Below are 25,876 nucleotides of genomic sequence, written 5' to 3'. Positions count from 1 at the left end.
TCGTCCCCCGAAGGTCGTACGTACGTGAACCCGCATCAGAGCAGCTCCCCGAACAGGCGCCGCACATTACCGCCGATGATCTGCATGACGTCCTTCTCCGGCAGACCGCGCGCCAGCAGTCCTTCGGTCACCATGGGCAGCCCGGCGGGACCCTCCAGGCCCGGGATCGCCTTCTTCGGGTCGAGGCCCCTCACGGGGACGTCCTCGCAGCACGGCGGCGTCAGGTCGTCCATCACCTCGCGGATGAAGTCGGGCCCGAGCCCCACGTGGTCGATGCCGGCCACGGAGACGATGTGCTCGATGTGGTCGAGCAGCCGGTCGAGCGTCATGTCCTCCTCGCGCTCGGCGAGGAACGGGGCGAAGAAGTTGACGCAGATGACGCCCCCGTTGGCGGCGATGGCGCGGAGCTGGTCGTCGGTGAGGTTGCGGTGGTGGTCGCGCAGGGCGCGGGCGGAGGAGTGGGTGGCGATGACCGGCCTGGTGGCCAGCTCGAGCACGTGGGCGACGCCGGAGGCGCCGAGGTGGGAGACGTCGAAGATGATGCCGAGCCGCTCGATCTCCCGCAGCGCCTCGACCCCGTGGGAGGTGAGCCTGCTGCCGGTGTCGTCTTCGCCGCTGCCGTCGGCCAGGGGAGTGCGGCCGAAGTGGGCGATCGACGCCACCCTGACGCCCAGGCGGTGCATGGTGGAGATGAGCTCGACGTCGGCGTCGAGGCCGGGCATGCTCTCCATCGCCAGCACCAGCGCGATCTTGCCCGCGTCGAGCGCCCGGTCGATGTCGCCTGCGTCGAGGCAGAGGCTCACGTGGTCGGGATTACCCTCGGCCAGCACGTGAGCGCACTCGATCATGCGCAGCGTCTGCCGCAGCGCGCCCTCGGGCCGGTATTGGTCGTCGATGAAGACCGGCAGCACCTGCACGTTGACCCCGCCGTCCTGGAGCTGCGGCAGCCATCGCTCACGGAAGAACGAGGCCCACTGCTGCGGCGGCCGTGCGGAGACCGCCATGAGAAGGTCGTTGTGGGTGTCGGCCACGATAGCGCGCTGATGCAGGGGAAGCGTCATGCTCAGGACGTTATCGCGCGCCCGTGACCTGCACCATCGTGCCCCGGTCCGATCTTTGGCGTCCGATCCTGGTCTGACGCACCATCACGGCGGCTCCTACCCTGCTCCGACGGGCTGGTACGCGGGCTCCGGCGGCCTGGCCGTCAGCCTGCGGTAGAGCGTGGTGGGCCCAGGCCAGTTGTTCGTCACGCGCCCGTCGGCCGTCTTGTACCAGCTCCGGCAGCCCGCGCCCCACACCATCCTGCTCATGGCCGCGTCGAGCTGCCGCCGCCAGGCCGCCATCGCCTCCGGCCGCACCTCGATGGGCCCTGACCTGCCGAGGTACGGCAGGCACGCCATGATGTGCGCCACCTGGCACTCGATCATGAAGACGATGGAGTTGTGCCCGAGGTTGGTGTTGGGCCCGTACAGCATGAAGAGGTTCGGAAAGCCCGGCACGGAGATGCCGAGATACGCCTCGGCGCCGTCCTTCCACCGCTCGTGCAGCGAGCGCCCCTCGCGCCCGATCACCTCCATCGGCGTCAGGAACTCGGTGCTCTTGAAGCCGGTGGCGTACACGATGGTGTCCACCTCGTACGTGCCCGCACCGGTCTCGACCCCCTTGGGGGTGATGCGCGCGATGGGATCGGTCACCAGCGACACGTTGGGCCTGCTCAGCGCCGGATAGAAGGAACTGTCGATGATCACCCGCTTGCAGCCGGGCGGATAGTCGGGCGTGAGCTTGGCCCGCAGCCCGGGGTCGGGCACCTGATCGCGCAGGTGGCGCAGCGCCCGCTGCCTGAGCAGCCCCTCGCTCCAGCCCCGCGCCAGCGCCGGATAGAGGGTGCCCTCGGCGTAACGGTAGATCCACTCGCGGTACGCCCGCTGCAACCCCGGCACGAACCGGAACGCCAGCCGCGCGACCGGCCCGAACACGGCGTCCGGCTTGGGGATCACCCAGTTGGGCGTGCGCTGGAAGAGGTAGAGGTGCGCGGCCCGCTCCGCGACCCGCGGCACGAGCTGGGCCGCCGACGAACCGGTGCCGATCACCGCGACGCGCCTGCCGGTGAGATCGTGGTCGTGGTTCCAGCGGGCCGAGTGGAAGGAGACCCCCTCGAAGTCCTCTATGCCGGAAATGTCCGGCAGACGAGGCCGGTTGAGCTGTCCCACCGCCATGACGACCACGTCGAACGTCTCCGTACGCGCGCCGTCGGCGGACGACGTGGTGACGTGCCAGGCGCCGCCCTCGAAGACCGCCCGCCGTACCTCCGTCCGTAAGCGGATTTTCCGCCTGACGCCGTATTTATCGGCGCAATGGTGGAGGTAGCCGAGGATTTCCGGCTGCTCGGGGTAGCGCCGCGTCCAGCTCGTGTACTTCTCGAATGAGTACGAGTACAGATGCGAGGGAATGTCGCACCCCGCCCCGGGATAGGTGTTGTCCCGCCACGTCCCGCCGAGATCGTCCGCCTTCTCGAAGACGCTGTACGTGCGGATCCCGGCCTTCTCCAGCCGGATCGCCATGCACAGCCCGCCGAAACCCGCTCCGATGATCGCGACGCGTGGCGCCATGCCCGTCCCTCCGCAAGTCAGGATTCACTTACATTACGCCGAACGCCGCCGCCGCGACACCCCTCGATCTCCCGCGTACCGGTAGTCTGCGCAGGTGGCTGCTGTGACGTTGAATGACGTGATCGGAGTGCTCGAGGCGGCCTATCCGCCCGCCCGGGCCGAGTCGTGGGACGCGGTGGGGCTGGTCAGCGGAGATCCGGCGCAGGAGGTGCGGCGGGTGCTGTTCGCGGTCGACCCGGTCGCCGCCGTGGCCGACGAGGCGCTGGAGTGGGGCGCCGACCTGATCGTCACCCACCACCCTCTCTACCTGCGCGGCACCACCACCGTGGCCACCACCACGCCCAAGGGCCGCCTCGTCCACACTCTGATCAAGAACGACATCGCCCTCTACACCGCCCACACCAACGCCGACGTGGCCAACCCCGGCGTCTCCGACGCCCTCGCCAGGGCGGTCGGGCTGACCGGAGACCTCGTGCCGCTCCAGCCGTTCCCCGACGACCCGTGGCGCGGGCTCGGCCGCATCGGCGAGCCGCCCGAGGAGACGACGCTGGAGGAGTTCGCCGAGCGCGTGGCCAAGGGCCTGCCGCGCACGTCGTGGGGTATCCGCGTGGCCGGCGACCCCACACGTCCCGTGCGGCGCGTCGCGGTCAGCGGGGGAGCGGGCGACTCCCTGCTCGGCGCGGCCAGGGCCGCCGGCGTCGACGTCTTCCTCACCGCCGATCTCCGCCATCACCCGGCCAGCGAGTTCGTTGAGGCGGGTGGCCCTGCGCTGATCGACGCCGCGCACTGGGCGACCGAGTGGCCCTGGCTTGACAGCGCGGCGTCCATCCTGCGCGAGAGTGGCGTTAACGTTGAAACGCGTGTCTCCGCCACGGTCACCGATGCTTGGACAAGAGGATATTGATCATGAAAGCAGCCCCTGAGGCACAGAAGCGACTGCTCGACCTGGCAGAGCTCGACACCACGCTTGATCGGCTGGCACACCGCCGCCGCACCTTGCCCGAGCTGGCCGAGATCGACGAGCGCTCCAAGCTGTACGCCAGGCTCGTCACCCAGGTGATCGAGGCCGAGACCGAGGCGGGCGACCTGGCGCGCGAGCAGGCCAAGGCCGAAAGCGACGTCGATGCCGTACGCACCCGCGCAGAGCGCGACCAGAAGCGCCTCGACTCCGGGGCCGTCACCTCGCCGCGCGACCTCGCGAGCCTGCAGTCCGAGATCGCCTCGCTCCACAAGCGGCAGGGCGACCTGGAAGAGGTCGTTCTTGAGATCATGGAACGCCGCGAGGCCGCCGACACCAAGGTGACCGACCTGATCGCCAAGCGCGACGAGGTCCGCGCCGAGCTGTCGGCCGCCGAGGAGCGCCGCGACGCCGCGCTCGCCGAGATCGAGAAGGAGGTGGCCGAGGTCCAGGGCCGCCGCACGACCGTCGCCGGCGACATCCCCGCCGACCTGCTCAAGCTCTACGAGAAGCTCAGGGAGCAGTACGGCGTCGGCGCGGCCATGCTGCGCGGCGGCCGGTGCCAGGGCTGCAAGGTGGCGCTGTCCATCGCCGAGATGAACGCCATCAAGGCCGCCCCCCACGACGAGGTGCTCCGGTGCGAGGAGTGCCGCCGCATCCTCGTCCGTACCGCAGAGTCGGGCCTGTGACCTCCTACGTCATCGAGGCCGACGGCGGCTCGCGCGGCAACCCGGGTCCGGCCGGTTACGGCGCGGTCGTCAAAGACGCCTCCGACGGGCAGGTCCTGGCGGAGGCGGCGGAGGCGATCGGCGTCACGACCAACAACGTCGCCGAATACCGCGGGCTGATCGCCGGCCTGCGCGCCGCGCTCGACCTGGGCGGCGAGGGCGCGCAGGTGGCCGTACGCATGGACTCCAAGCTTGTCATCGAGCAGATGGCGGGCCGCTGGAAGATCAAGAACGAGGGCCTGCGCCCGCTGGCGGCCGAGGCGGGCTCGCTGGTCAGGCGGCTGCGGGTGACCGAGTGGACCTGGATCCCGCGCGAGCGCAACCAGCACGCCGACCGCCTGGCCAACGAGGCCATGGACGCCGCCGCCCAGGGCCTGGCGTGGAAGGCGGGCGGCGCCGCGTCCGGTGGGGCGGGGGAGTCCGCTCCGGCGGGCGCGTCCGATTCGGCGGGAGTGTCGGGTACGGCGGCGCCGTCCGTGCCGAAGCAGACCGACCTCCTCGACGCGGGCGACATCGCCGAGCTGTCCGCCCCCACGGCCTCGGTCGCCACAGCCCAGCAGACGACGGCCAGGCGTACGGGTGCGGGCACCGGCACCGGCTGGGCCCCGCCCACCCGCGTCGCCACCTCGCTGCTCCTGCTGCGCCACGGCGAGACCGAGCTGTCCGTCGAACGCCGCTTCTCCGGTCGCGGCGACGCCGAGCTGACGGCCAACGGCCTGGCCCAGGCGTCGGCGGCGGCCGAGCGGCTGGCGCGGGAGCCGTACCGGCTGGATGTCATCGTCTCCTCGCCGCTGAAGCGCGCCCGCCAGACCGCGCAGGCGGTCGCCCAGCGGACCGGCCTCGACGTGGAGGTCTGGGACGACCTCCGGGAGGCCGACTTCGGCGCGTGGGAGGGGCACACGTTCACGGAGGTGCAGCGCCGCTGGCCCGCCGAGCTGAACGCCTGGCTCTCCGACCCCGATGTGGCCCCGCCCGGTGGCGAGAGCTTCGCCGAGACCTCCCGCCGCGTGCAGGCGGCCAGGGAGCGCCTGATCGAGCGGTACGAAGGCCGCACCGTGCTCGCGGTCTCCCACGTCACGCCGATCAAGCTGCTCCTTCAGGACGCGCTCACAGCGCCCCTGCAGGGCATCTACCGCATGCACCTCGACCTGGCGTGCCTGTCGCTGATCGAGTACTACGCCGACGGCCCCGCCGTGGTGAAGACTTTCAACGACACGGCCCACCTCCGCTGACATCGCCCGGGGCCGGGTTCGTGGGCACGGCCCCGGGCATGAGCGATCAGATCTCGCCGTTGACGGGGGATGACCGAGGGTTTGATACCCTCCTGCAGACGAGTCGGCCGGGCGGCCGCGTCGGGCCTCCGGGCCCGCCGAGGAAGGTCCGGGCTCCACAGGGCAGGGTGGTCGGTAACACCGACCCGGGGTGACCCGCGGGAAAGTGCCACAGAAAGCAGACCGCCTCCCGGCCTCGGCCGGAAGGTAAGGGTGAAAGGGTGGTGTAAGAGACCACCAGCGCCTGCGGTGACGCAGGCGGCTCGGTAAACCCCACCCGGAGCAAGGTCAAGAAGGGACTCCCTTCGGGGTGTCCCGCGCGCGACGCTTGAGGGCTGCCCGCCCGAGTCGCGCGGGTAGACCGCTTGAGGCCGCCGGCAACGGCGGTCCTAGATGGATGGCCGCCCCTTCGCAAGAAGGACAGAACCCGGCCTACAGGCCGACTCGTCCTCTTCTTTTCCTTCGAACAGGCACGGGCCTGCATCGGAACATCATCGGGCTTTCTGCGGCCGTCGTCGCCACGGCGACGCGTATAAGGCCCACCTGGCTCACCTGCCCGACCGTTTCGGTCCGCTGGAACCACAGAGTCTCTGACCACGTCAAGGTAAAGCCCGGACGCCGGCGCGAGACCGGGTCGCAGCGTAGTGTCGATTCCAATCGAATGACCGTTCGATCGACCGGTATTGCGATGCCGTGGATGTGACTATCGCCTTTTGGTCACCTCTGATGTAACAGAACCTTCGGAGCTTCACGCCGACCATTCGAGCGATTCGTCGCCGCGAAACGAGAAGACATGAACGGTGATTTACTTCCGCCCGGTTCTGTTTCTCATGACAATCCTGCGGTTGTCCGGGTCATGGCGGCGATTGATGGACTGCGGCCGTCAGAGTGGGGAGCTCTGCTGTGCGACGCTTACCGGGCGGCCTTGAATTTCAAGCGCATGGGTAACGTTGACCATCTGGTCGAATTCGCCAAGAATCTTATCGCGACCGTTCATCTGCGTGGCGTCCCTGCATATGTGGAAGCGTTGGAGAACGCTCCTCCACATCGGAGCGGATCGGGCGGGCCCGCGGACGTGGACGAGGTGGTCAAAGTTTCGTTGGAGTAGCGATGGCGAGGCTCCGGCTCCAGCAGCGTAGTCGCAGGATCTTGGCGGAATGGCTGGGCTCGGACAGACCGAAAGAAGGGGATTCGGAGCTCGTCATCGAAGTTCTTCATTCGATTATCGATGGCACTTGGCGCCAAAGATGGTACATCGAGGATCAACCATATGACGGTCCTTTGATGCCGATTCAAATGATTTGGGCTAGTGGCACCTTGGTGGTGATGATCCGGATGTGGCCGGCAGAGGACCCTCCCGAATTTGAAGTGATCAATATTTTCGATGTGACCGAAATCCCGGAACTCGGCGTTCCTAGATCTTGCTGAGACCGCACACCGGCTCGAACCGCAGCCGATTTCGCACCGTCGTCCGTCGAACCCGCGTAGCCCTGGATGGCCGCGTCGGTGCGCATCATCCCGGCCGATTGAAGGATCAGGGAGCGTAGTGCGCGCTCTCGCAGCCCCTCTTCTGAATGGTGTGCGGACGCGTCGGACTCCGGTCAGCGCTTCAGTACGGCGGCGCCGAGGATGTGGGTGAGCGGCGGCACCGGGGGGTTCGGCGCGAAGGGGAAGCGGTCGATCCACGCCACCTCGAAGCCGGCGCGCTCGATCTCCGCCAGCGTGTCGCGGTTGGGGTGGCAGCCGTCGGCCGCGCGGTGCCAGGCGGGGGTGATCAGATCCTGAAGCAGGGCGATCGGGCGGCGCGGGGAGCGTACGTGCTCGTAGAAGTGGAGGCGGCCGCCGGGGGCGAGCACCCGGACGATCTCCGCCAGCGCGCTCCGCTGCTCCGGCACCGAGCACAGGACGAGCGAGACGACGGCGGCGTCCATCGTGCCGTCACCGGCCGGGAGCGCGCCCGCGTGGCCGGGCACCACGGACACCGGCACCGGTGCCGAGCGCGCCTGCTCGGCCGCGTGGGCGCGCAACGTGTCGTCCGGCTCCACCGCCACCACCTCCGTGACGGCTGGCGGGTAGTGGGGGAAGTTGCGGCCGTTGCCCGCGCCGATCTCGATCACCCGCCCCTGGAGGCCGGCAAGCAGGCGGCGGCGGTGCTCGTACGCGCCGCGCCGGTCGGCCAGCTCGGACGCCCGGATGTAAGCCTGCGCGAAGCGGGGATGCTGGAACTCGGCACGAGACGTGTTGACCATATGTACAGCATGCCTCGTACGCGCCGAGGCGGGGCGGGGACGGTCGCCCTGCCGGTGTGGAGACGGTCGCCCTACCGGGCGGAGGCGGCCGCCCTGCCGGTGTGGTGACGGTCGCTCTGCCGGAGCGGGGACGGTCGCCCTACTGGGGCGGAGGCGGCCGCCCTGCCACCCAACAGCGGCCGCCTCAGCCCCTCCGGCCCCTGGGAGCCGGGACCGGCGTCGCGAGGAACGCCGTGGGCAACGGGGCGGGCCTCGCCGGCACCGCGACCCTAACCCCGCCCGGCGTGCCCGGTCTGTGGAGAATTACCTAGAACGCGGCTCGTCGCGTGCTCGGCGGTCACGATCTCGCGGGCGGGCCCGCCCACGTACGGCGTGGCGGGCCGCAGCGGCGGCACCATGTGGACGCGCGCCGAGCTGATATCGAAGTACAGCCCGACCAGCTCCAGCTTGCCCGCCCTGACCTGCTCGTCGACCTTCCGGTACGTGCGCAGGTTCTCGAGCTGCTGCTGCACGTTCACCCGGCACAGCACGTCCAGTGCCCCGCTGTGCAGCCGGTCGCCCTCGCGCTCGATGAACGTGGCCAGGCTGTGGTATCCGTGCCGCAGCCACCGGCGCAGCCCCGGCAGGCTGCCCGCCTGCACGCCGGCGCTCAGGAGCCCCGCCATCGCCCCGCAGCCCGAGTGCCCGCAGACGGTGATGGTGCGGACGTTGAGCACCTGCGTGGCGTACTCGATGGCGGCCACCACCGAGTCGTCGTGCGGCTCCGCGCCCCTGCGCGGGACGAGGTTGCCGATGTTGCGCACGGTGAACAGGTCGCCGGGCCCGCTCGCGGTGATCAGGCTGGGCACGATCCTGGAGTCGGCGCAGGTGATGAACAGGTGCGAGGGCTGCTGCTTGCGCGCCAGCTCGGTGAAGATCGGGCGGACGAGCGGCGCCGTACGCCGGTGGAACTCGCGCGCCCCCGCGGTGAGCTGGCACTCGGCACCAGTGCTGTCGGGCGGCGTGGCGGCGGTGCGGCGCCGGTGCGCCCACGGCAGCCACGACCGGTCGGGCGCCTTCAGCGGCGACTTCTTCGGCAGCGTGCGGCCGCCGCTCGCGGCCAGCGTGTACCACTCGTCGTGGAGCTCGTCGATGTCCACGGTGCCGCCCATGCGCTCGTGGTCGAGGCGCCAGGAGTGCAGGGCCTCGAAGGCGGCGTTGTCCATGAAGTCGATGTTCAGATCGAGGTCCACATGGGAGCCCGCGGGGATGGCCCGCAGCTCGTGCGTCAGCCTCGGCACGCCGAGGAACGTCAGCGACCCCGAGATCGTCACCCGCAGCCGCCCGTCGCGGTCCTCACGCTTGAGCACCGTCAGCATGGTGAGGCGGCGCAGCGCCAGCAGCGCGGCCAGCGCCAGCCCCGCCAGCACGCCCTCGGCCAGCCCGAGCAGGATGACCGTGACCATCGTCACCACGTACACCGGCACCTCGCCGTGCCCGTGCACCTTCTTGACGTGGCCGAGGTTCACCATCTGGACGCCGATGAAGACCAGCAGCGCCGCGAGCGCCTCCAGCGGGATCAGCGTGATCGTCCAGCCGAAGCCGAACGCGAACACCAGCACCCACACCCCGTGCAGGATCGCCGACCACCGGGTGCGCCCGCCCGCCTGCACGTTCGCGCTGCTGCGCACGATCACCCCGGCGACCGGCAGCCCGCCGAGCGCGCCGGTGACCATGTTGGCCACGCCCTGACCGGTCAGCTCCTGGTCGAGGTCGGCCCTGCGGCCGGTGTGCATGCCGTCCACGGCCACGCAGCACAGCAGCGACTCGCAGCCCGCGAGCAGCGCCACCAGCAGCACCGCGCCCACCACCAGGTGCCAGTCGCCCTGCGGCAGCACCGGGAACGCCCACTCCGCCACGCTGTCGGACAGATCGACCCGTGTCACGTCCCAGCCGAACGCCCACGCCGTGACCGCCGCCGCGAACAGCGCCGCCAGCGGCGCGGGCACCACCTGGATCCGTCTGGGCAGCCGCGTCCACAGGGCCAGCACCAGGATCGTGAGCACGCCGACCGCGGCCTTGTGTCCGTGCAGGTTCGCGATCTGGCCGGGCAGCTCCACCAGGTTGGCCACGGCCGAACGCTGGGAGCTGCCGCCGAGCACGATGTGCAGCTGCGCGAGCGCGATGATCACGCCGACGGCGGCCAGCATGCCGTGGATGACCGCGGGCGAGACCACCAGCGCCGCCCTGGCCGCCTTGAACACCCCCAGCACGAGCTGCACGACCCCCGCCAGCAGGGTGATCATGCAGGTGGCCCGCCAGCCGTAGGTGTGCACGAGATCCACGACCACCAGCGACAGGCCCGCGGCCGGGCCGCTGACCTGTACCGCGGATCCGCCCAGAGCGCCCGCAACGATGCCGCCGACCACCGCGGCGATCAGACCGGCGACGAGAGGCGCCCCCGAGGCCATCGCGATGCCCAGGGACAGGGGCACCGCGACGAGGAAAACCACGAGCGAGGCCGGCACGTCATGTCGGAGGGTGCTCAGCCAGCTACTCTTCGTGTCGCGGAACATGGAGCAAACCCTATTGCTCCGTCTCCCCTGCTTTAGGGGGGCGTCACGCTGGTTTTACGGATTAATGGGTACGAAAGATCACCGATAGTAATCGTGGGGAAGATCCTGGTCAGGGGCCGCCCTGCGGTGGCTGCCGCTCCTGCGCCCCCTGCTGTAGGAGGAGCGGCCGCTCTCCGGGGCCGGAGGCTCGGGCCATGAGGCGGAGGCGGGGCTGGTGGTGATGTCGCCCGTCTCGTACGCGCCCATCGCGAACGGCGACGCAGGCTGCGCGGGAGGCGGCGTCGGCGCGGAGAGCACGTCGTAGTTGGAGACCGCCCGGCCGGGCACGGTCGGGGTGCCGGTGGCGGGGGAGGGACCGGTCAGCGGGTCGGAGTCGTCGGCCACGGCGTAGCCGGAACTCACCTCGTACGTGGCGGGGTAGGACGAGCGGGCCGCGGGCTGCTCGAACCCCGGCCAGGAGGTGGCACCGCCATAGGACGTGCCGCTGCTCGGCGCGGGGTCGTCGAGGATGTCGGGTGAGGGTGAGGCGGGCCACGAGCCGGACGTGGTGCTCGCCGCCGGCCTGGAGGTGCTGCCGTAGCCGGTGTCGAGCGGGTCGGGCGTGCCGCCGTACGCGGGGAACGGGTCGCTCGTCGGCGCGCCGTGGACGGGCGCGGCGGGCGCGGCGGGGAAGCTGCCGCTGGAGGTGGGGCTGACCGCCGGGAACGAGCCGCTGCCCGTCGCCGCCGGGGTGGCGGGGTAGGAGCCACTGGTCGTGCTGCTCGCGCCGTAGGAGCCGCCGGTGGCGGACTGGCTCGACGAGACGCCGCTGGAGGCGACCGGCGCCGGCCTGGTGGGGGGCTCAGGGGGCGTGGGGGCGGGCACCGGCTGGGCGCCCGGGCCGAGGATGCTCATGACGTCGGAGGTCGGCGCGGCGAACGTCACGGTGCGCTGCTCGGCGAGCTCGGCCTTGCTGGGGACGCGCTTTTGCGGCTCGACGAGGTCGGCGAGGCCGGCGGCGGGCTGGCGCTGAGAGGAGGACTGGCGCTGAGAAGAGGGCTGGCGCTGGGGGAGGGGGGCCTGAACGGTGGTCGCGTCGGGGTCGGCGGAGGCGGTGGCGGGCTGCGGCCTGGCCGAGCGCGAGGAACGCTTGGCGGGGCGCTCGCCGGGTCGTCCGGAGGGGCGCGCGGGCCTGTCGGCCTGGGCGGCGGGGCGCTGCTCGCGCTCGGAGTGACGCTCGGAGGTGCGCTCTGAGTGGCGGTCGGCGGAACGAGAGGAGGAGGATGCCTTCCTGGCGGCGACGGTGCCCCCTGCACCGAAACCGCCTTCTTCCGCCTCACTGCGGATGCTGGCCCAAAACTCCTCGTCATCGTCGTCGTTGACCGGGTTGCCCCACTCGTCGACGCCACGACGGCCACGCTGCCCGGTGCGCACCGGCTTCTGCTTCGGCGCGTCGATCGGGCTGAAATCAGGGCTGAAGTTGGCCATGCGCGGTTCGTGCTTGGCGAACTCGTCCGTGGAGCGCGTCTTGGTCTTCTCCTCCTTCTCGGCCATCTCCTTCAGCCGTTCGGGGGAAGCGAGCTCTCCCTGCGGTTCATCGAACGCATGCCCAGTGCCACGACGACGAGCACGAGGAGCACGACAGCGACCAAGCTCACTACGACCGCGATCATTGCACCACCCTCAAAGCCATGGCCTCTCTCTGGCACCGGTGAGATCGCGCGGCCATCGACGCGATCTGCCCCCTTTGATCACCAGTGCCTAACGATTGGATCTGATTGTGTCGGACCGGTATGAGAGTTGTCACACCCTACGTGAAGAATTGGTACACCGGCACTACATGTCGTGTTCGGGGTCTCACTCGATGCCCACCGCCGTCAGTCGTCCGCGGGCGATGGTCTTGCCGGCGATCTCTTTCAGGATCTGCGGAAGCTCCGGGCCCTCGTCGAGCTCGACCCTGTCGTTCAGCGTGTAGACGGTGAACCGGTAGCCGGCCTTCTCTTCGCAGGGCGGCTCGTAGCCCTCGCGACCGCTGGTCACCTTCGCCTGGCCGGAGCCTTCCGGCGGGTCGGCTGCGGCGTTGGGGCCCAGCTCGGTCGTGGTCGCCGGGATGTTGTAGATCACCCAGTGCACGGCCGAGTCCGACCCGGTGTGGCTGTCGACCACGATCGCGATCGACCTCGCCTCGGACAGCGGCTGGCTCGACCAGCGCAGCGGCGGGCTGCCCTGGTCGCCCTTGCAGGAGTATTCGCGAGGCAGCGGCTTGCCCTCGCGCAGCTCAGGACTCGTGACGTTGATCTCCGCGATGTCCTTCGCCTGGGATCTGCCGATGAAGCCGAGGCTGCCGCAACCTGCCGAGGCGAACGCGACACCCATCGCCGTCACGATGGCGGCGACGCGTCGCACGCGTGATGCCGTGGTACACAGCCCCATGCCGGACGATGCTACGCGGCTTGCGGCGGTGCGCAGACCGTTTCTCGATGGTCCGTGCTCGGTAAAGGATCCGAAAACGGCCGTATTGACGGCATCCGGGTAGTGAAGTTGGCCACATGAGAGGGGTACGAGAGGCCTCCTGGGAATGCGGGGGTTGGAGGGACGAAAGCCCTCTTACCTGCGCATTCGCCTTTTCGTCGGATGACCGGAAGATAGCCCGTTGACCACCGTAAAGGCGACATTGGTGTCGGGGTGGATAACGGCCGAAAAACCAGGTGTGCCAGCTCGTACGTAAGGGTAACGGAGCCGCTTCGTTGCGCGATCATCGGGGTTTCCGGACGGCGGCTGGCCACGTTGCGTGAGGCGATCGCGCAGTGGTGCGGTCACGCGCTTGCCGGGCCTGGCTGGCACGAACGTGGCCGCCGCCGACGTGGCCAGGCTCGACAGCCTGCGGCCGGCCGCCACCGAGCATGGCATCGCCCCGGCCGCCCGCCGAACCGACACGCCGAGCCCGGGCGGGGAGGCCGGTGGACAACGGGCATGCGAGCCGATCTCCTGCCCGGTTCGCACCCTAAGCTGGGCTTGTGACGTCAACAGGCCCGCTGCGGGATCCGGCGAACCGCGTCTCGCCCAAGGCCATCCGGCTGTGGCTGCTCGAATCCCTGGTCGCCTTGGTCTTCTTCGTGGGCGGCGCGCTGCTGGTGTCGACGTGGGTCGGCGGGAGCGGGTGGCCGTGGGTGCCCGACTGGCTCGCCGCCTCGCCGTGGCTGCCGCCGCTCGCGGTGGCGGTCGTCGTCCTGCCGTTCCTGGCGGCCGAGCCGTTCGTACGGTACGCCGTGCACCGCTGGGAGCTGTCAGGCGACGTCGTCTACGCCAGGTCGGGGTTCCTGACCAGGGAGTGGGTGTTCGTGCCCGTGAGCCGCATCCAGACGGTCGACAAGGGGCAAGGATGGTTCGAGCGCATGCTCGGGCTGGCGACCCTGGAGATCCGCACGGCCTCACACGCCGGCTCGTCCACCATCCAGGGCCTCGACTTCCACGTGGCGGCCCGGCTCGCCGAACAGCTCGCGCACCGGGCCGAACAACTCCGGGACGACGCCACATGACCGGCCCCCACCCCGCCCCGGACGACGACCCGAGGGACGGCACGGAACCGCCGGCACCTGATGCCGAGAGCCGTCCCGCGGGACCGCCACCACCGCACCCCGGTGCCCCGAGCCACCCGGTCGGGCCGCCGCCTCCGCCTCCCAGCGCCAGCAGCAGGCCCGCCGTGCCGCCCCCGCCGCCTCCTGGAGCCGGAGGTCATCCCGGTGTGCCGCCGCCACCACCTTCTGGAGCCGGAGGTCATCCCGGTGTGCCGCCGCCACCACCTTCTGGAGCCGGAGGTCATCCCGGTGTGCCGCCGCCACCGCATGGGCCGGGCGGGCCGTATCCGAGCGCGGGCGGTGGGCCGTATCCGAGCGCGGGCGGCGGGCCGTACCCGGGGCAAGGCGGCGGGCCGTATCCGGGGCAGGGCCATGGGCGGGGGCCGTGGGAGGGGCCGGTGCGGGTGGCGCAGCGGCTCAGCCCCAAAGTGCTGCTCATCGACCCCGTACGCACGCTCCCCTCCCTCCTCCTCCCGCTGGTGGGCGTGCTGTTCGTCGGCGGCTTCTCGGCCAGGTCGTACGCCTTCGCGGCGACGGGCGTCATCGCGGCCGTGGTGTTCTCGGTCGTCAAGTGGGCCACGTTCACGTACGAGATCGTCGGCGACCGCCTGGAGACCAAGCGCTCCCTGATCAGCCGCTCCATCCGCACCATCCCCCTGGAACGCATCCGCGGCGTCGACGTCAGCACTCCGCCCATGCACCGGCTGCTCGGCCTGGCCGTAGTCAAGATCGACACGGGGGCGAGCGGCGACGAGGAGGAGGCCAAGCTCGCCGGCGTCACCCTCGAAGAGGCGGAACGCCTGAAGGCCGTGCTCCTGCGCCACACGGCCGCGCCCGTCCCCGGCGGCGTCCAGGCTCAGGCGCACGAGCCCGCACCGCCCGCCGAACGTACGATCATCAGCGTGCCCCGCAAGTGGCTGCTGTACGGGCCGCTGTCCGGCGCGTACCTGCTGACCCCGTTCGCCTTCGCGGGCGGTGTCGTGGGGCTGGCGTTCCAGTGGGGCGACGAGCTGGGCTTCGGCCGGGACGCCGCCTGGAGCGTGGGGCAGTGGCTGTGGGAGCACCCGTACCTGCTGCTCGCCGTCGCGGTGCTGCTCGTGCTGGCGATGCCGTTCGCGGGCGGCCTCATGTACGCCGTCTTCAACTGGGACTTCCGCCTCAAGCGCCGCGACGGCTACCTGGTGGCCGAGCGCGGGCTGGTCAACCGGCGCAGCGTGTCGCTGGAGTTCCAGCGCGTACGCGGCTACGAGATCGTGGACGGCCTGGCCGAACGCTGGGCGGGCGTCGTACGCGTCTGGGCCATCGTGACCGGGCTCGGCGACTCGGAGACGCGCGGACAGCTCCTGCCCGACGTGCCGCGCGATGTCGCCTTCCAGGTCACCGGAGACGCCATCGGCCCCTACCGAGGCGACCTGCGGGAACATCCGCCGGTGGCGCGGCAGCGCCGCCTGTTCCGCGCGATCGCCCCGTGGGCGGTGGCGGCCCTGGCGAGCGCGGCCGGCGTCTGGTTCACCGGGGCGATGATCTGGTGGATCCTCCTCGTCCTGACCGCCCTGCTCGCCGTCGCCGGTGTCCCGCTCGGCCTCGACAGGTACGCCTCGCTCGGGCACGGCTACGACGGCCGGCGGCTCTCCGTGCGATCCGGGTCGCTGCGCCGCGCCCAGGCGGTGGTCGAACGCCGCGCGGTGGTGGGCTGGCGGCTGCGCCAGACCTGGTTCCAGCGCCGCGCCGGGGTGCTCACGCTGATCGCCGGCGCCGGGGCGGGAAAGGGCGGCTATTCGGCCGTGGACGTGTCGATGGATCAGGCGGTCGGCTTCGCCGGCGAGGTCACCCCGGAATGGCTCGCCCCCTTCCTCGACCGGAACCGCTGACGGCAGGTGCGCGTGGCCGTACGAGGGGGTGAACGCGGCCGGTTCCGGGGCGGCGACGCGATCTGGGCTGCCGCGTACGGGCTCTCAAGGGCCGCGCTGGCTTCGGCGCTGCCCCGGAGGTCTCGACGGACGCTGCCCTGGAGGTCCCGACGGACGCAGCGGCCCCGACCTGACCACTGACTGGGGCGGTTGCGGTGGCAGTGCGGCAGGCACTGGTGAGAAGCGCACCTCGCCGCATGCGGCGCTAGGGGTGGCCTTCGGCGCACCGGTGCGGGCTCGGTGTGCGCGCTGCGTGCTCAGTGGGTGGTCTGCCGGGTGTGGGCACGCAAGGCCAAGGGCCGTGGCGATGGCGGCGTTCGCCGGCGGAAGCGTGCGCAGGCCGTAGCGGGAGGGTTTCCCCTTGCCTGATGAACGCTTCCCGGCGACGAGCGGGGCGGTGGGCTCCGGTGGGTCAGTCCTGGCGGCGGGCGCCGAACATGATCTCGTCCCACGTCGGCACGGACGCGCGGCGGCCACGCGACTTGCGACGCCCAGCGGGCTTCGGCGCGGGCGCGGGCGTGGGTGCCGGCACCGGGACGGCCGGCGCCTCCTTGCCGTCGTCCTTGCCCGTCCGGGCCGCAGGGACCGCCGGAGGGGCGGGCTTCGGCTTGGGCGCGGGACGCGGCTTCGGCTCCGGGGCAGGCTCGGGCGCCTTCTCCTCGCGGCCGGCTTCGGCCTGCTCGGCGGCGGCCGCCGGCTGCTCCTGAGCCGGTGCGGGCACGGGGACCGCCGCCTCGCCGGACGCGGCCGGCTCCTCCGCGGAAGAGGGCTGCTCCTGCTCGGCCTTCGCGGGCTCGGCCGCTGCGGCCACGTCCGCTTCGGCGGGGGCGGGCTCGGCCTTCGCCGCAGCGGCGTCGGCGGCCGCGTCCTGGGCCTTGTCCGTCTCCGCGCCGTCCCCGTCCCCGGCCTCGGCGGTCGCGGCCTCGGCGGTCGCGGGCTCGGCGGTCGCGGGCTCGGCGGTCGCGGGCTCGGCGGTGCCGGTGGCGGCCGTGGCTTCGGGTTGAGCGGCGGCTTCAGGCTGAGAGACGGCGCTCGCGGCCTCGGCGCCGGTCTGGACATCGGCGGTGGCCTCGGCCTTGACCTCGGCACCGGCCTGGACGTCGGCGGTGGTCTCCGCCTTGACCTCGGCACCGGCCTGGACGTCGCCGGCGGACCCGGCGGCGACGGTGGTGGCCTCGGCCGTCGCACCCGTCTCGGCCACGGTCGTCGTCGCGCCCGTCTCGGCCACGGTCGTCGTCGCGCCCGTCTCGGCCACGGTCGTCGTCGCGCCCGTCTCGGGTACGGTCGCCGTTCCCTCGGCGCCGGCGGCCGGCTGCTCGGTGGCCGAAGCGGCGGCAGGGGCCTCGGACGCGGGTGCGGTCGCCTGGGCGGTGGTCGCCGCAGGAGAGTCCTGTCCGGCGGTCGCCGAAGACGTGCCCGACCGCTCGGCGGCGGCCGGGGAGGTGGTCGCCGGCGATGTGGCGGCCGTAGGAGCGCCGGTCTGCGGCACGGCTGCGGACGCCTCGGGCTCGGACGTGGTCTTCGCCTCGGCGGCGGGCTGCGGTACGGCCGTGTGGCCAGTGCTCGGCTGGGACGCCTGTCCTGTGGTGCCCTCGGCGGTGGTGGCGGGAGTCTGGGACGGGGTGGCCTGCCGAGCGGGTGCGCTGGTGGCGGGGGAGCCGGATGACGCGGCGGCGGGCGAGGGCTGCGGCGTGACGGGCTCTGTGCCGGGTGCGCGGTCGGCCGGAGCGTAGATGGAGGGCCCGGTGTCGCGGCCCGAGCTGAAGTCGGGCAGCCACGGCGAAGACCCGCCGCGGCGGGTCGAGCTCTCGCCGGGGCGGGCGTGGCCGGTCTCGCGGGCGGACTCGGGACGTGCCGGGTCGCGCGTGGGCGGGTGGAACGGCTCGCGGGCGCCCGGCTCGTGACGCGAGGAGTCGCGGGTCAGCGGGTCGAAAGGCCCGGGACGCGGTGTCTCGCGGGCAGGGTCGAGCGGCCTGGGACGCGAGGTGTCCCGAGCGGGGTCGAAGTCGGCCGGATCGAAGGGCCCGGGGCGCGAGGTGTCGCGGGTGGCGGTGTCGGAGCCCGGGGTGTCGGAGCCCGGGGTGTCGGAGCCCGGGGTGTCGCGGGCGGCCGGCTCGAAGGGCTCGGCGTCGCGGGCGCCGCTCTCGGCGTGGTCCTGGCGGGACGCGTCGCGGTCGCCCGGCCGTCCGGGCAGGTCGTAGCCCACGGCGGGCTCTTCGGCGGGCTCGCGCCGCAACGGGAACGGCAGCGTATCGGACGACAGCGGCGGCACCGGCTGCAGCTTGGCTACGCGCGGCGTGAACGGCGTGACCGTGGTGTCCTCGACCACGGGCGGCTCGGGGTCGAAGTCGGCGGAGGACAGGCGGAGGGCCTCGTCGTCGTGGGGAGTGACGTGACGCTTGCGCGGGTCGAAGAGCCACTCGGCGTGCCGGGTGTGGCCGTTCCAGACGTAGCCGAGCTTGACCCGCCACAGGCCGTCGTCGCGCTTGGCGCTGTCCCAGTCGATCTCGTCGGTGGGCACGCCGCGCCGGGTGAGGCGCTCGGCCACGAGATCACCGAGCGTGGGCCCGGGCGCGGACTCTCCCGGCATGCGTACGGCGACCCGCTGCGCCTGCTGGGCGACGTATTCCCGCTCTTGGAGCACCGGCCCCTCGAACCAGCGGACACGCTCGACCGGGATCCCGGCGGTCGCGGCTATCTCCTCCGCCGTCTCTCCGGCGCGGATGCGGGCCTGGATCTCCTTGGGACGCAACGGGCTCTCCACTTCGATCTCGTACTGGCCGAGACGGGAGAAGTTGCCGCGGACGGCAGCTCGGAGCCGGTCGTCCACGGGGAGCGTGAAGCGTGTCCCTCTCCCGGCAGTAGCCAGGACGAGGTAAGTGCCGTCCTCACTCACCGCGACGAGTCGGAGCTCCTGCATGCGAGTCCCTTCGTCAGCGTCGCCATTCTTCCCCCGGACCCTTGAGTCTCTCGCGTGTGCCGGTTGCCTGCCAGCACCGTACCCGGCATGTCCGAACATCGCCTTCCTGGGATAGCCCAAGGGCGATGTGACGCCGGTCACATTTGTGGAGTCCATTCCTCTAGAGCCCGCCATCGCGCATGAGGAGGTTATGCGGCCGCGAAGGGTTCTGGCGAATCGCGCCCCGGGCGTTCGTGCAGCCGAGCTTGTCGGCCAGGGCGGCCGGTCCTGAATTGGGATGAAGTGCCAGGTGGCGGGCGGCGACTCCGGCCAGGTACGGGGCGCGGGCGGAGTACGCGAGCCCGTCGGCGGTGACCTGGCAGGCACCGGTGTCGGAGGCTCCTATGACGAACATGCCGGAGCGGGACAGCGACCGCGCGGCCCTGCTCAGGGCAGGGGAGTCGGCACCGTCGATGGACAGGGCGGTGACGGAGGGGCCGCGGGCGTGCCGGTGTATCCAGTCCAGCCCGGCGAGCAGGTCGGACAGGGTGCCGGTGCCGGCACAGCCGAGCACGCGCACGGAGGCGATGCCGGCTTCGGGCGCGGCGCGGTGGGCGCGGGCGGCGACGCGGGTGCCGTGGCCCCGGCAGTCGCGCCCGGTGCCGCCGGTGGCGTCGAACGCCCGCCAGGCCCGATCGTCGAACCGGGCGCGGCGGACCTTGACGCCGCTGTCCACGACGTACACGGTGGTGCCGTCGCCGCCGCTCCTGACGGGGACGCGCCGGGCGGGTCCGCGGGTGGCCAGGGCGTGGATCTCGCGATCGGGCTCGATCGTCTGCACGCGCGGGTCGGCGCGCAGCTCGGCGAGCTCCGATGGCGTCAGGAAGGTGGCGAGGCCGGGCAGCGCCGAGGTGTAGTAACGGCGTACTCGCCAGCGCACCTCGCCGACGAGGTCGCGCGCGGCCGCGCGGTCGCGGGCCGTGACGACGTAGGGGCGGGCGGGCTCTGGCGGCATTTCGCGCAGGGCGAGTCCGGAGGCGGGCGTCATGGCCAAGGGGACGGCGGTCGTGGCTGCCGTTGCCACGGCCGCGGCGAGGTACACGGAGGGCAGGCCGAGTCGTCGGGGCACGATTTACAAGGGTGCCTGTCACGCAGCTCACAGGAACATCAGGACACGCAGTCGCGTCTATTCACGAGACAGCTCTTTACCTGACGCATGGCGAGAGAGGACTGATCCGGGGGATGAGCGGCGAGCGGCCGAAGTTCGAGCTGAGCCTGCCGCAGATCCTCGGCAGCGCCCTGGCGGCGGTGACGGCCGCCGTGGCCGCGTCGTACCTCGGTGTGGCAGGCACGGTGATCGGGGCCGCTGTCGTGAGCGTGTCGAGCACGGTGGCCACGGCGATCTACACCCACTACCTCAAGCGCACGGGGGAGCGGGTCAAGCAGCGCACGCAGGCCGCCAAGGAGGGCAAGGAACGCGAGGACGCCGAGGAGCCGCGCGCCCGTCGCAGGCTGCCGTGGGTGAAGGTGGCGGCCGCGGCGTCGGTCGTGTTCGGGGTGAGCATGGGCGGCATCCTCGTCTACCAGGCGCTCACCCACCGGACGGTGCACGAGCAGGTCACCGGCAAGAAGCCGGCCCAGGCCCAGCAGGCACGCCAGGAGCCGCGCCGTGAGCAGCGGCACCGGGACACCGGGTACTCGCCGCCCGCGTACGTCACCACGCGCACGCCCGGGCACGCCCCGGCCCCGACGCCGTCCGCCACGCCCACGCCGGACGGCACGAAGGAGCAGCCGTCCACGAAGCCGAGCGTCAGGCCGACTCCCAAGCCGGCTCCGTCCGGGAGCGAGTCCGGCGCGGTGCACCCGTCGGAAGCGCCGAGCACGCCGTCCCGCGACGGCGGGCGCCCGCCGGGGGCCGAGGAGCCGCAGGACCCGGCCGCGCCGTCGTCCCCGCAGGGGCAGGAGGACGAACCGGCCGGTCAGGACCGCGCGCAGCCGCTCTCCTGATCCGGCTCGGGACGCCGGAACGCGACCGTCCTCCCTCTGAGAGTCGCCCCTCGGATACGCGTCACGAAGGCCGCGGCTAGGGGCCGAGGACGGTGTCCAGGTAGGCGTTGGTGAAGAGCCGGTCGGGGTCCAGGCGGTCGCGCAGCGCCACGAAGTCGGCGAACTTCGGGTACGCCCCCGCCAGGTACGCGGCGTCCCGCGTGTGCAGCTTGCCCCAGTGCGGCCGCCCGTCGAGCCGGGTCATGATCTCCTCGACGCCCGCGAAGTAGGCGGAGTTGGGGGTCGGCCGGTAGACGTGGCAGGCGACGTACGCGGTCGGGCGCCCGTACGCGGTGGACAGCCACGCGTCGCTGGGCGGCGTCACCCGCACCTCCACCGGGAAGCCGATCTTCCAGTCCATCCGCTCGATCAGGTCGCGGAGTTCGCGCAGCGCCTGGGCCAGCCGCTCGCGCGGGATGGCGTACTCCATCTCCAGGAAGCGCACGTCGCGCCGCGCCGTGAACTGCTTGTACGAGGCGTCCACCGACGAGGAGTCGCCGAGCGCCGCCGCGCTGACGGCGTTGATGCGGGGGATGAGGCCGGGCAGCCGGGCGCCGAGCGCGCAGGCGGCGCCGAAGAGGGTGTTCTCCAGGAAGACGTTGTCCAGCCAGCGGCGGAACGCGCCGGGCGGCCTGGGCGGGCCAGGGCTGCGGTTGTTGGTCTTGACCAGGCAGGCGTCGGTGTGCGGCAGCCAGAAGAAGTCGAGGTGCTCGTTTTCCGAGGTCAGCTCGTCGAGCGAGCCGAGCATGTCGCTGAGCGCGAGCTTGCGCCGCCGGTTGTGCAGCAGGAAGGCCGGTTCGACGCGGAAGGTGACGCTGGTGAGTACGCCGAGCGCGCCGAGGCCGACGCGGGCGGCGTCGAAGAGGTCGTCGCCGGGGGAGACGGTGGTGAGCGTGCCGTCGGCGAGCACCATCTCCAGCTCGGCGATCTGGTCGGCGAGCCCGCCGCTGTCGCGTCCCGTGCCATGGGTGCCGGTCTGTACGGCTCCCGCCACCGTCTGCTCGGCGATGTCGCCCATGTTGGCCAGGGCCAGGCCGCGTTCGGCGAGCAGTTCGTTCAGCACGCGTAAGGGGGTGCCGGCGCGTACGGTCACCCGGTCGCCCGCGACGGATTCGATGCCGGTGAGCGCGTCGGGGCGGAGCATGATGCCGTCGGTGAGGGCCACCCCGGTGAAGGAGTGGCCCGTTCCCACCATGCGGACGCGGCGGCCGGAGCCTGCGGCGTCGCGTACGGCGCGGGCGACCTCCTCCGCGGAGGCCGGCACGCGGGTCTCCGCCGGGGTGCCCGTCTGGTTGCGCGCCCAATTGACGAAGGCCACGAGCACCCTCCAGCAGAAGAATCGTCCGGTCAGACGCGAACGATACTCACTGCTCCCAGCCCTCGGGAAGCGGGAAGGCGTCACCGGGCTCGAGCTTCTGGTCCTTGATCACCTCGGAGACCGTGACCAGGTGGTAGCCCTTGTTCTTCAGGGTCTTGATGAGCGCCGGCATGCCGTCGACGGTCTGCTTGACCCAGTCGTGCATGAGGATGATGCCGTTCTGCTCGGCGACCGCCAGCGTCTGCTTCTGGATGGCCTTGACGTTCTTGGAGCTCCAGTCCTTCGAACCGGCCGTCCACAGGATGATCGGCATGCCGAACTCGGTGGCGATGTCCGAGACCTGCAGGTCGGTGAGGCCGTACGGCGGGCGCAGCAGCTTGGGCTCGACGCCCGCGGCCTTCTTCACCGCGTCCTGCGTCTTCTTGATCTCGTCGCGGATCTTCGCGCCGTCGCTCTTGGTGAAGTCGGGGTGGCTGTAGCTGTGGTTGCCCAGCTCGTGCCCCTCGGCGACCATGCGCTTGACGAACTGCGGGCGGGCCTTCACGTACTGGCCCTCAAGGAAGAACGTCGCCTTGGCGTCGTACTTCTTCAGCGTGTCGAGCAGCTTGCCCGCGTACTTTCCGGGCCCGTCGTCGAAGGTCAGCGCGAGGCACTTGACCTGGGAGCAGTTGACCGGCTTCTTCGCCTTCGCCGTCTTCTTGGCGGCAGTGGACTTGGCTCCCTGGGCGGGGGCGGGGGTCGCCTCGGCGATGGCCGGCGCCGGGGCGAGAGTTGCGCAAACAGCCGCGATTGCTAGAAGTGAACTCAATTGTCGGGACATGACTAGTGCTTCCAGATTGTTGGGTGTTGCGAGGGATCTCCCGACCGTAGCGGATCAGCTCTCGGCGGGTGAAGCGGCCCCGGGAACTCTCAGCAAACCCGAACCACCGATCCCGATGGTCACCGCCACGACGGCCGCGGCCACGGAGAAGCCGTACGCGGCGGAGGCGCCGTACGCCTCAGTGAGCCGCCCGCCCGCCCACGAGCCCGCCGACACGCCGAACCCGATGGCCGTCGAGATCCAGGCCATGCCCTCGGTGAGCAGCGACTGCGGCACCAGCCGCTCGGTGAGCGAGAAGCACGTGATGAGCGTGGGCGAGATGGCGAAACCGGCCAGGAAGAGGGCGCCGGCCATGATCCAGGGGTGGCCGACGAACATGATCGGCACCAGGCCGATCGCGAACAGCGCCAGCGCCCTGACGAACCGGGCCCGCAGCGAGATCCGCCAGCGGCGCGAGCCGAACCACAGCCCCGACACCATCGAACCGCCGGCGAACGCCGCCAGCAGGAAGCCCGCCACGCCCTTGACCCCGTGCTCCTCGGCGAAGGCCACCGTGATCAGGTCGACCGAGCCGAAGATCGCGCCGAGCGCCAGCGCGACGGCCGCCAGCACGGTCACCCCGGGGATCAGGATCGGCGTCCCCGACCCCGACTTGAGCTCCTGCACGGGCGGCTGCGTGCCGCGCTGCGCGGCCAGCGCCAGGCAGCCGCCCAGCATGCACAGCATGGCCACGATCAGCCCCGCGTACGGGTTCACGGCGGTCGCGAGCACCGTGACCAGCGCGGGCCCGGTGACGAAGACCACCTCGTCGGCCACCGACTCGAACGCGAACGCGGTGTGCAGGCGCCCGGAACCGCCGTAGATGACCGACCAGCGGGCCCGCACCATCGAGCCGATCGACAGCGACGTGGCGCCCACGACCAGGCCGGACAGGTAGTAGGTCCAGTCGGGCAGCCCCCAGCCGGCGAAGATCATGAGCGCGGACAGCGCGAGCGCGTTCAGCACCGCGAACGGCGGGATCACCCGGCCCTGGCCGAACCGGTCGACCAGCCGCCCGGACAGGGGAGCGGCCACGGCGAAGGCGAGATTGGTCGTGGCGGCGACCGCGCCTGCCGTGGCGTACGACTGGGTGAGCGTGGAGATCAACAGGATGACGCCGATGCCGAGCATCGACATCGGCATCCGGCCGATGAGCCCGGCCAGGACGAACGCTTTGACCCCGGGCCTTTCGAACAATCCCCGGTAAGGCCCGACCACGCCGTTTCCCCCTTACTTGTGCAGGCTAACCATTGCGCACCGTATGTCCGGATGGCAAGTGATTTAGCGGCGGGGTGAGTTAACGTGTCCCGAGTGTCCGGTCTTCCCAGCTTCCGTGCGGTCATGCTCATGGTCGCCGCCGTGCTCGTGGTCACCGCCGCGGCCGCGGGCGTCGTGATCGTCCTGGATCAGGATCTGGTCGGCACCACCCGGGGGACCGCCCAGGAGCCCGTGCGCAGGCCCCGCCCCCAGCAGCAGGCGCAGACCCCGGCGCCCCGCCTCGACCAGATGGTGCCCACCGCCGAGCCGGTCAAGGACTTCGGCGAGGGCGGTCCCAGCGTCACCGTGACGCCGCCGCGGGTGCTCGCCGTCGCCGCCGGGACCGTGCCCAAGCAGACCAGGTTCCGGCTGGGCGAGCTGGCCCACGTGCAGAAGGTGATCGTGGTGGACGCCGGCGCCGTCAAGGTGTCGGGCACGCCGCTGAACCTGCTGGCCGTGAACCCCGCCGAGTTCCGCTCGTGGACCCCGCAGCCGGTCGCCGACCAGCCCGCCGTGTGGAGCGCGCTGACCAGGGGCGAGCTGGTGGCCGACGCGGCGGCGATGAGGAAGTACGGCATGATCCTCGGCGCCTACTACCAGGTGGACGGCGGCCCAAGGCTGCGCGTGGCCGCCTCGGCGAGCCTCGGCCTGCACGGCGTCGACGGGATCATCAGCGCCGACCTCGGCAGGTCGCTGGGGTTCGCCCAGGGCGTGGCCGTGCTGCTGCACGGCAAGGAGGGCAAGATCAGCCAGGCGGGCGTGAAGAAGCTGCTCGGCAAGGGCAGCCAGGTCGTCCTGCTCGACGCCGCCGCCCGTACGCCCAAACGACAGCAGCAGCGGCGGCAGCCCGCCGAGCAGCAGGTCACCGTCGGCCGCCCGCGCAGCTACCTGGAGCTGTACAAGGCCGCCGCCACCCGCTGCCCCGGCCTGTCATGGACGGTGCTCGCCGCCATCGGCCAGGTGGAGAGCGGGCACGGACGCAACAACGGGCCGTCCAGCGCGGGCGCGCTCGGGCCGATGCAGTTCATGCCCGCCACCTGGAAGCACTACGGCGTGGACGGCGACGGCGACGGCAAGAAGGACATCTGGAGCCCGTACGACGCCGTGCCCGCCGCCGCCGACTACCTGTGCGCCAACAAGGCGGGGCAGGGCGGCGAGCGGCTGCGCAAGGCGATCTGGTTCTACAACCACTCGTGGGACTACGTGAACAAGGTCCTGGCGATCGCCGACGCCTACGCCAAGGCGTATGCCTGACGCGCCACGCCTGACTCAGGAAGCCTGGGGACGCCTGCGCGGCGGCGGGCAGCAGGTCAGCGGGCAGGGCACCGGCTCCGGTTCCTCCATCAGCTCGCGCACCATCTGGACGAAGCGCGGGTGCGTGCCGGCCGTCGCCGCCCGCTCCATGGGCAGCTCCAGCTCGGCGGCCACCTGCCTGGCCTCGGTGTCGAGGTCGTAGACGACCTCCATGTGGTCGGAGACGAAGCCGATCGGCACCAGCACCACCGAGCGGGCGTCGGTCTTGCGCAGGTAGTCGCAGACGTCCGGCTCCAGCCACGGCACCTGCGGCGGGCCGCTGCGTGACTGCCACACCAGGTCCCACGGCTCGGTGCGGCCCAGTGCCTGGTTGACCAGCTCGGCGCTCCTGCGCAGCTGCGCCTCG

The 25,876-nt window shown here is 71.5% G+C and carries 21 protein-coding genes and 1 other RNA gene; 10 read left to right on the top strand and 12 right to left on the bottom strand.

Annotated features, from left to right (window positions below):
• Positions 1-35 precede the first annotated feature (35 nt).
• Together ACFMQL_RS03470 and ACFMQL_RS03465 are read right to left on the bottom strand one after the other, a co-directional pair.
• Positions 36-1,061 carry a dipeptidase gene (locus ACFMQL_RS03470; RefSeq protein WP_364066720.1) on the bottom strand — a complete coding sequence of 342 codons (1,026 nt, stop codon included), beginning with the start codon at positions 1,059-1,061 and terminating at the stop codon, positions 36-38.
• Positions 1,062-1,157: 96 nt separating this feature from the next.
• Positions 1,158-2,609 (bottom strand): flavin-containing monooxygenase, encoded by a 1,452-nt coding sequence (locus ACFMQL_RS03465; protein ID WP_378784536.1) that lies wholly within the window; start codon positions 2,607-2,609, stop codon positions 1,158-1,160.
• A 103-nt stretch (positions 2,610-2,712) separates the two neighbouring features.
• Here ACFMQL_RS03465 and ACFMQL_RS03460 point away from each other — a divergent pair, with 103 nt between their 5' ends.
• The 6 genes from ACFMQL_RS03460 (at position 2,713) to ACFMQL_RS03435 (ending at position 6,994) form a co-directional block, all read left to right on the top strand.
• Positions 2,713-3,513: a Nif3-like dinuclear metal center hexameric protein gene (locus ACFMQL_RS03460; protein ID WP_364066716.1), complete on the top strand. Its 801-nt coding sequence runs from the start codon at positions 2,713-2,715 to the stop codon at positions 3,511-3,513.
• A gap of 2 nt (positions 3,514-3,515) precedes the next feature.
• Complete coding sequence (locus ACFMQL_RS03455; RefSeq protein ID WP_364066714.1) at positions 3,516-4,256, top strand: C4-type zinc ribbon domain-containing protein; 741 nt, start codon at positions 3,516-3,518, stop codon at positions 4,254-4,256.
• Positions 4,253-5,527, top strand: coding sequence for a bifunctional RNase H/acid phosphatase (locus ACFMQL_RS03450; protein ID WP_378784534.1), 1,275 nt, complete (start codon positions 4,253-4,255; stop codon positions 5,525-5,527). Before ACFMQL_RS03455 ends, ACFMQL_RS03450 begins: the two co-directional genes overlap by 4 nt.
• A 99-nt stretch (positions 5,528-5,626) precedes the next feature.
• An RNA gene (gene rnpB, locus ACFMQL_RS03445) (RNase P RNA component class A) lies at positions 5,627-6,017 on the top strand.
• Positions 6,018-6,359: 342 nt separating this feature from the next.
• A complete protein-coding gene (locus tag ACFMQL_RS03440; RefSeq protein ID WP_378784532.1) occupies positions 6,360-6,674 on the top strand; it encodes a hypothetical protein in 315 nt (104 codons plus the stop codon).
• Between the two features lie 41 nt (positions 6,675-6,715).
• Entirely contained in the window at positions 6,716-6,994 is a 279-nt protein-coding gene (locus ACFMQL_RS03435; protein ID WP_378784531.1) for a hypothetical protein, read from the top strand.
• 173 nt (positions 6,995-7,167) lie between these two features.
• Here ACFMQL_RS03435 and ACFMQL_RS03430 read toward each other — a convergent pair whose 3' ends face one another.
• The 4 genes from ACFMQL_RS03430 to ACFMQL_RS03415 all read right to left on the bottom strand — a co-directional run bounded on the left by ACFMQL_RS03430 (position 7,168) and on the right by ACFMQL_RS03415 (position 12,755).
• Positions 7,168-7,815, bottom strand: a complete 648-nt coding sequence (locus ACFMQL_RS03430; protein WP_378784529.1) for a class I SAM-dependent methyltransferase — start codon at positions 7,813-7,815, stop codon at positions 7,168-7,170.
• Positions 7,816-8,084: 269 nt separating this feature from the next.
• Positions 8,085-10,370, bottom strand: coding sequence for a SulP family inorganic anion transporter (locus ACFMQL_RS03425; RefSeq protein ID WP_378784528.1), 2,286 nt, complete (start codon positions 10,368-10,370; stop codon positions 8,085-8,087).
• A gap of 78 nt (positions 10,371-10,448) precedes the next feature.
• On the bottom strand, positions 10,449-11,903 hold the full coding sequence (locus tag ACFMQL_RS03420; protein WP_378784527.1) for a hypothetical protein: 1,455 nt from the start codon (positions 11,901-11,903) through the stop codon (positions 10,449-10,451).
• Between the two features lie 303 nt (positions 11,904-12,206).
• Positions 12,207-12,755, bottom strand: coding sequence for a YbhB/YbcL family Raf kinase inhibitor-like protein (locus ACFMQL_RS03415; protein WP_364067226.1), 549 nt, complete (start codon positions 12,753-12,755; stop codon positions 12,207-12,209).
• A gap of 611 nt (positions 12,756-13,366) precedes the next feature.
• On the opposite strand from ACFMQL_RS03415, the gene ACFMQL_RS03410 reads away from it, so the two are divergent.
• Positions 13,367-13,888, top strand: coding sequence for a PH domain-containing protein (locus tag ACFMQL_RS03410; protein ID WP_364067228.1), 522 nt, complete (start codon positions 13,367-13,369; stop codon positions 13,886-13,888).
• Positions 13,889-14,325: 437 nt separating this feature from the next.
• Positions 14,326-15,798, top strand: a complete 1,473-nt coding sequence (locus ACFMQL_RS03405) for a PH domain-containing protein (protein ID WP_378784526.1) — start codon at positions 14,326-14,328, stop codon at positions 15,796-15,798.
• A 451-nt stretch (positions 15,799-16,249) separates the two neighbouring features.
• Here ACFMQL_RS03405 and sepH read toward each other — a convergent pair whose 3' ends face one another.
• Positions 16,250-18,757: a septation protein SepH gene (gene sepH / locus ACFMQL_RS03400; RefSeq protein ID WP_378784524.1), complete on the bottom strand. Its 2,508-nt coding sequence runs from the start codon at positions 18,755-18,757 to the stop codon at positions 16,250-16,252.
• A gap of 160 nt (positions 18,758-18,917) precedes the next feature.
• Positions 18,918-19,865: a protease inhibitor I9 family protein gene (locus ACFMQL_RS03395; protein ID WP_364067234.1), complete on the bottom strand. Its 948-nt coding sequence runs from the start codon at positions 19,863-19,865 to the stop codon at positions 18,918-18,920.
• Between the two features lie 113 nt (positions 19,866-19,978).
• Between ACFMQL_RS03395 and ACFMQL_RS03390 the strand changes: the two genes are divergently transcribed.
• Positions 19,979-20,743 (top strand): hypothetical protein, encoded by a 765-nt coding sequence (locus ACFMQL_RS03390; protein ID WP_364067236.1) that lies wholly within the window; start codon positions 19,979-19,981, stop codon positions 20,741-20,743.
• Positions 20,744-20,819: 76 nt separating this feature from the next.
• Here the strand turns inward: ACFMQL_RS03390 and ACFMQL_RS03385 are convergent, their stop codons facing one another.
• From ACFMQL_RS03385 to ACFMQL_RS03375, 3 genes are read right to left on the bottom strand one after another with little or no spacing between them, the layout of a single operon-like run.
• The gene (locus tag ACFMQL_RS03385) at positions 20,820-22,100 is read right to left on the bottom strand and encodes a D-arabinono-1,4-lactone oxidase (RefSeq protein ID WP_364067238.1); all 1,281 of its coding nucleotides are present in this window, start codon (positions 22,098-22,100) and stop codon (positions 20,820-20,822) included.
• A 46-nt stretch (positions 22,101-22,146) separates the two neighbouring features.
• The gene (locus ACFMQL_RS03380) at positions 22,147-22,920 is read right to left on the bottom strand and encodes a polysaccharide deacetylase family protein (RefSeq protein WP_364067240.1); all 774 of its coding nucleotides are present in this window, start codon (positions 22,918-22,920) and stop codon (positions 22,147-22,149) included.
• A 54-nt stretch (positions 22,921-22,974) separates the two neighbouring features.
• Entirely contained in the window at positions 22,975-24,177 is a 1,203-nt protein-coding gene (locus ACFMQL_RS03375) for an MFS transporter (RefSeq protein ID WP_364067242.1), read from the bottom strand.
• A 93-nt stretch (positions 24,178-24,270) separates the two neighbouring features.
• On the opposite strand from ACFMQL_RS03375, the gene ACFMQL_RS03370 reads away from it, so the two are divergent.
• Complete coding sequence (locus ACFMQL_RS03370; protein ID WP_364067244.1) at positions 24,271-25,470, top strand: lytic murein transglycosylase; 1,200 nt, start codon at positions 24,271-24,273, stop codon at positions 25,468-25,470.
• Between the two features lie 15 nt (positions 25,471-25,485).
• Here ACFMQL_RS03370 and ACFMQL_RS03365 read toward each other — a convergent pair whose 3' ends face one another.
• The gene (locus ACFMQL_RS03365) at positions 25,486-25,833 is read right to left on the bottom strand and encodes a ferrochelatase (RefSeq protein WP_378790130.1); all 348 of its coding nucleotides are present in this window, start codon (positions 25,831-25,833) and stop codon (positions 25,486-25,488) included.
• Positions 25,834-25,876 lie beyond the last annotated feature (43 nt).

The sequence above is a fragment of the Nonomuraea fastidiosa genome (assembly GCF_042751225.1).
GTDB classification, from domain to species: domain Bacteria; phylum Actinomycetota; class Actinomycetes; order Streptosporangiales; family Streptosporangiaceae; genus Nonomuraea; species Nonomuraea fastidiosa.
Note: the sequence above shows the minus strand (reverse complement) of the source record. Positions and strands in the feature narration are given on the sequence as shown.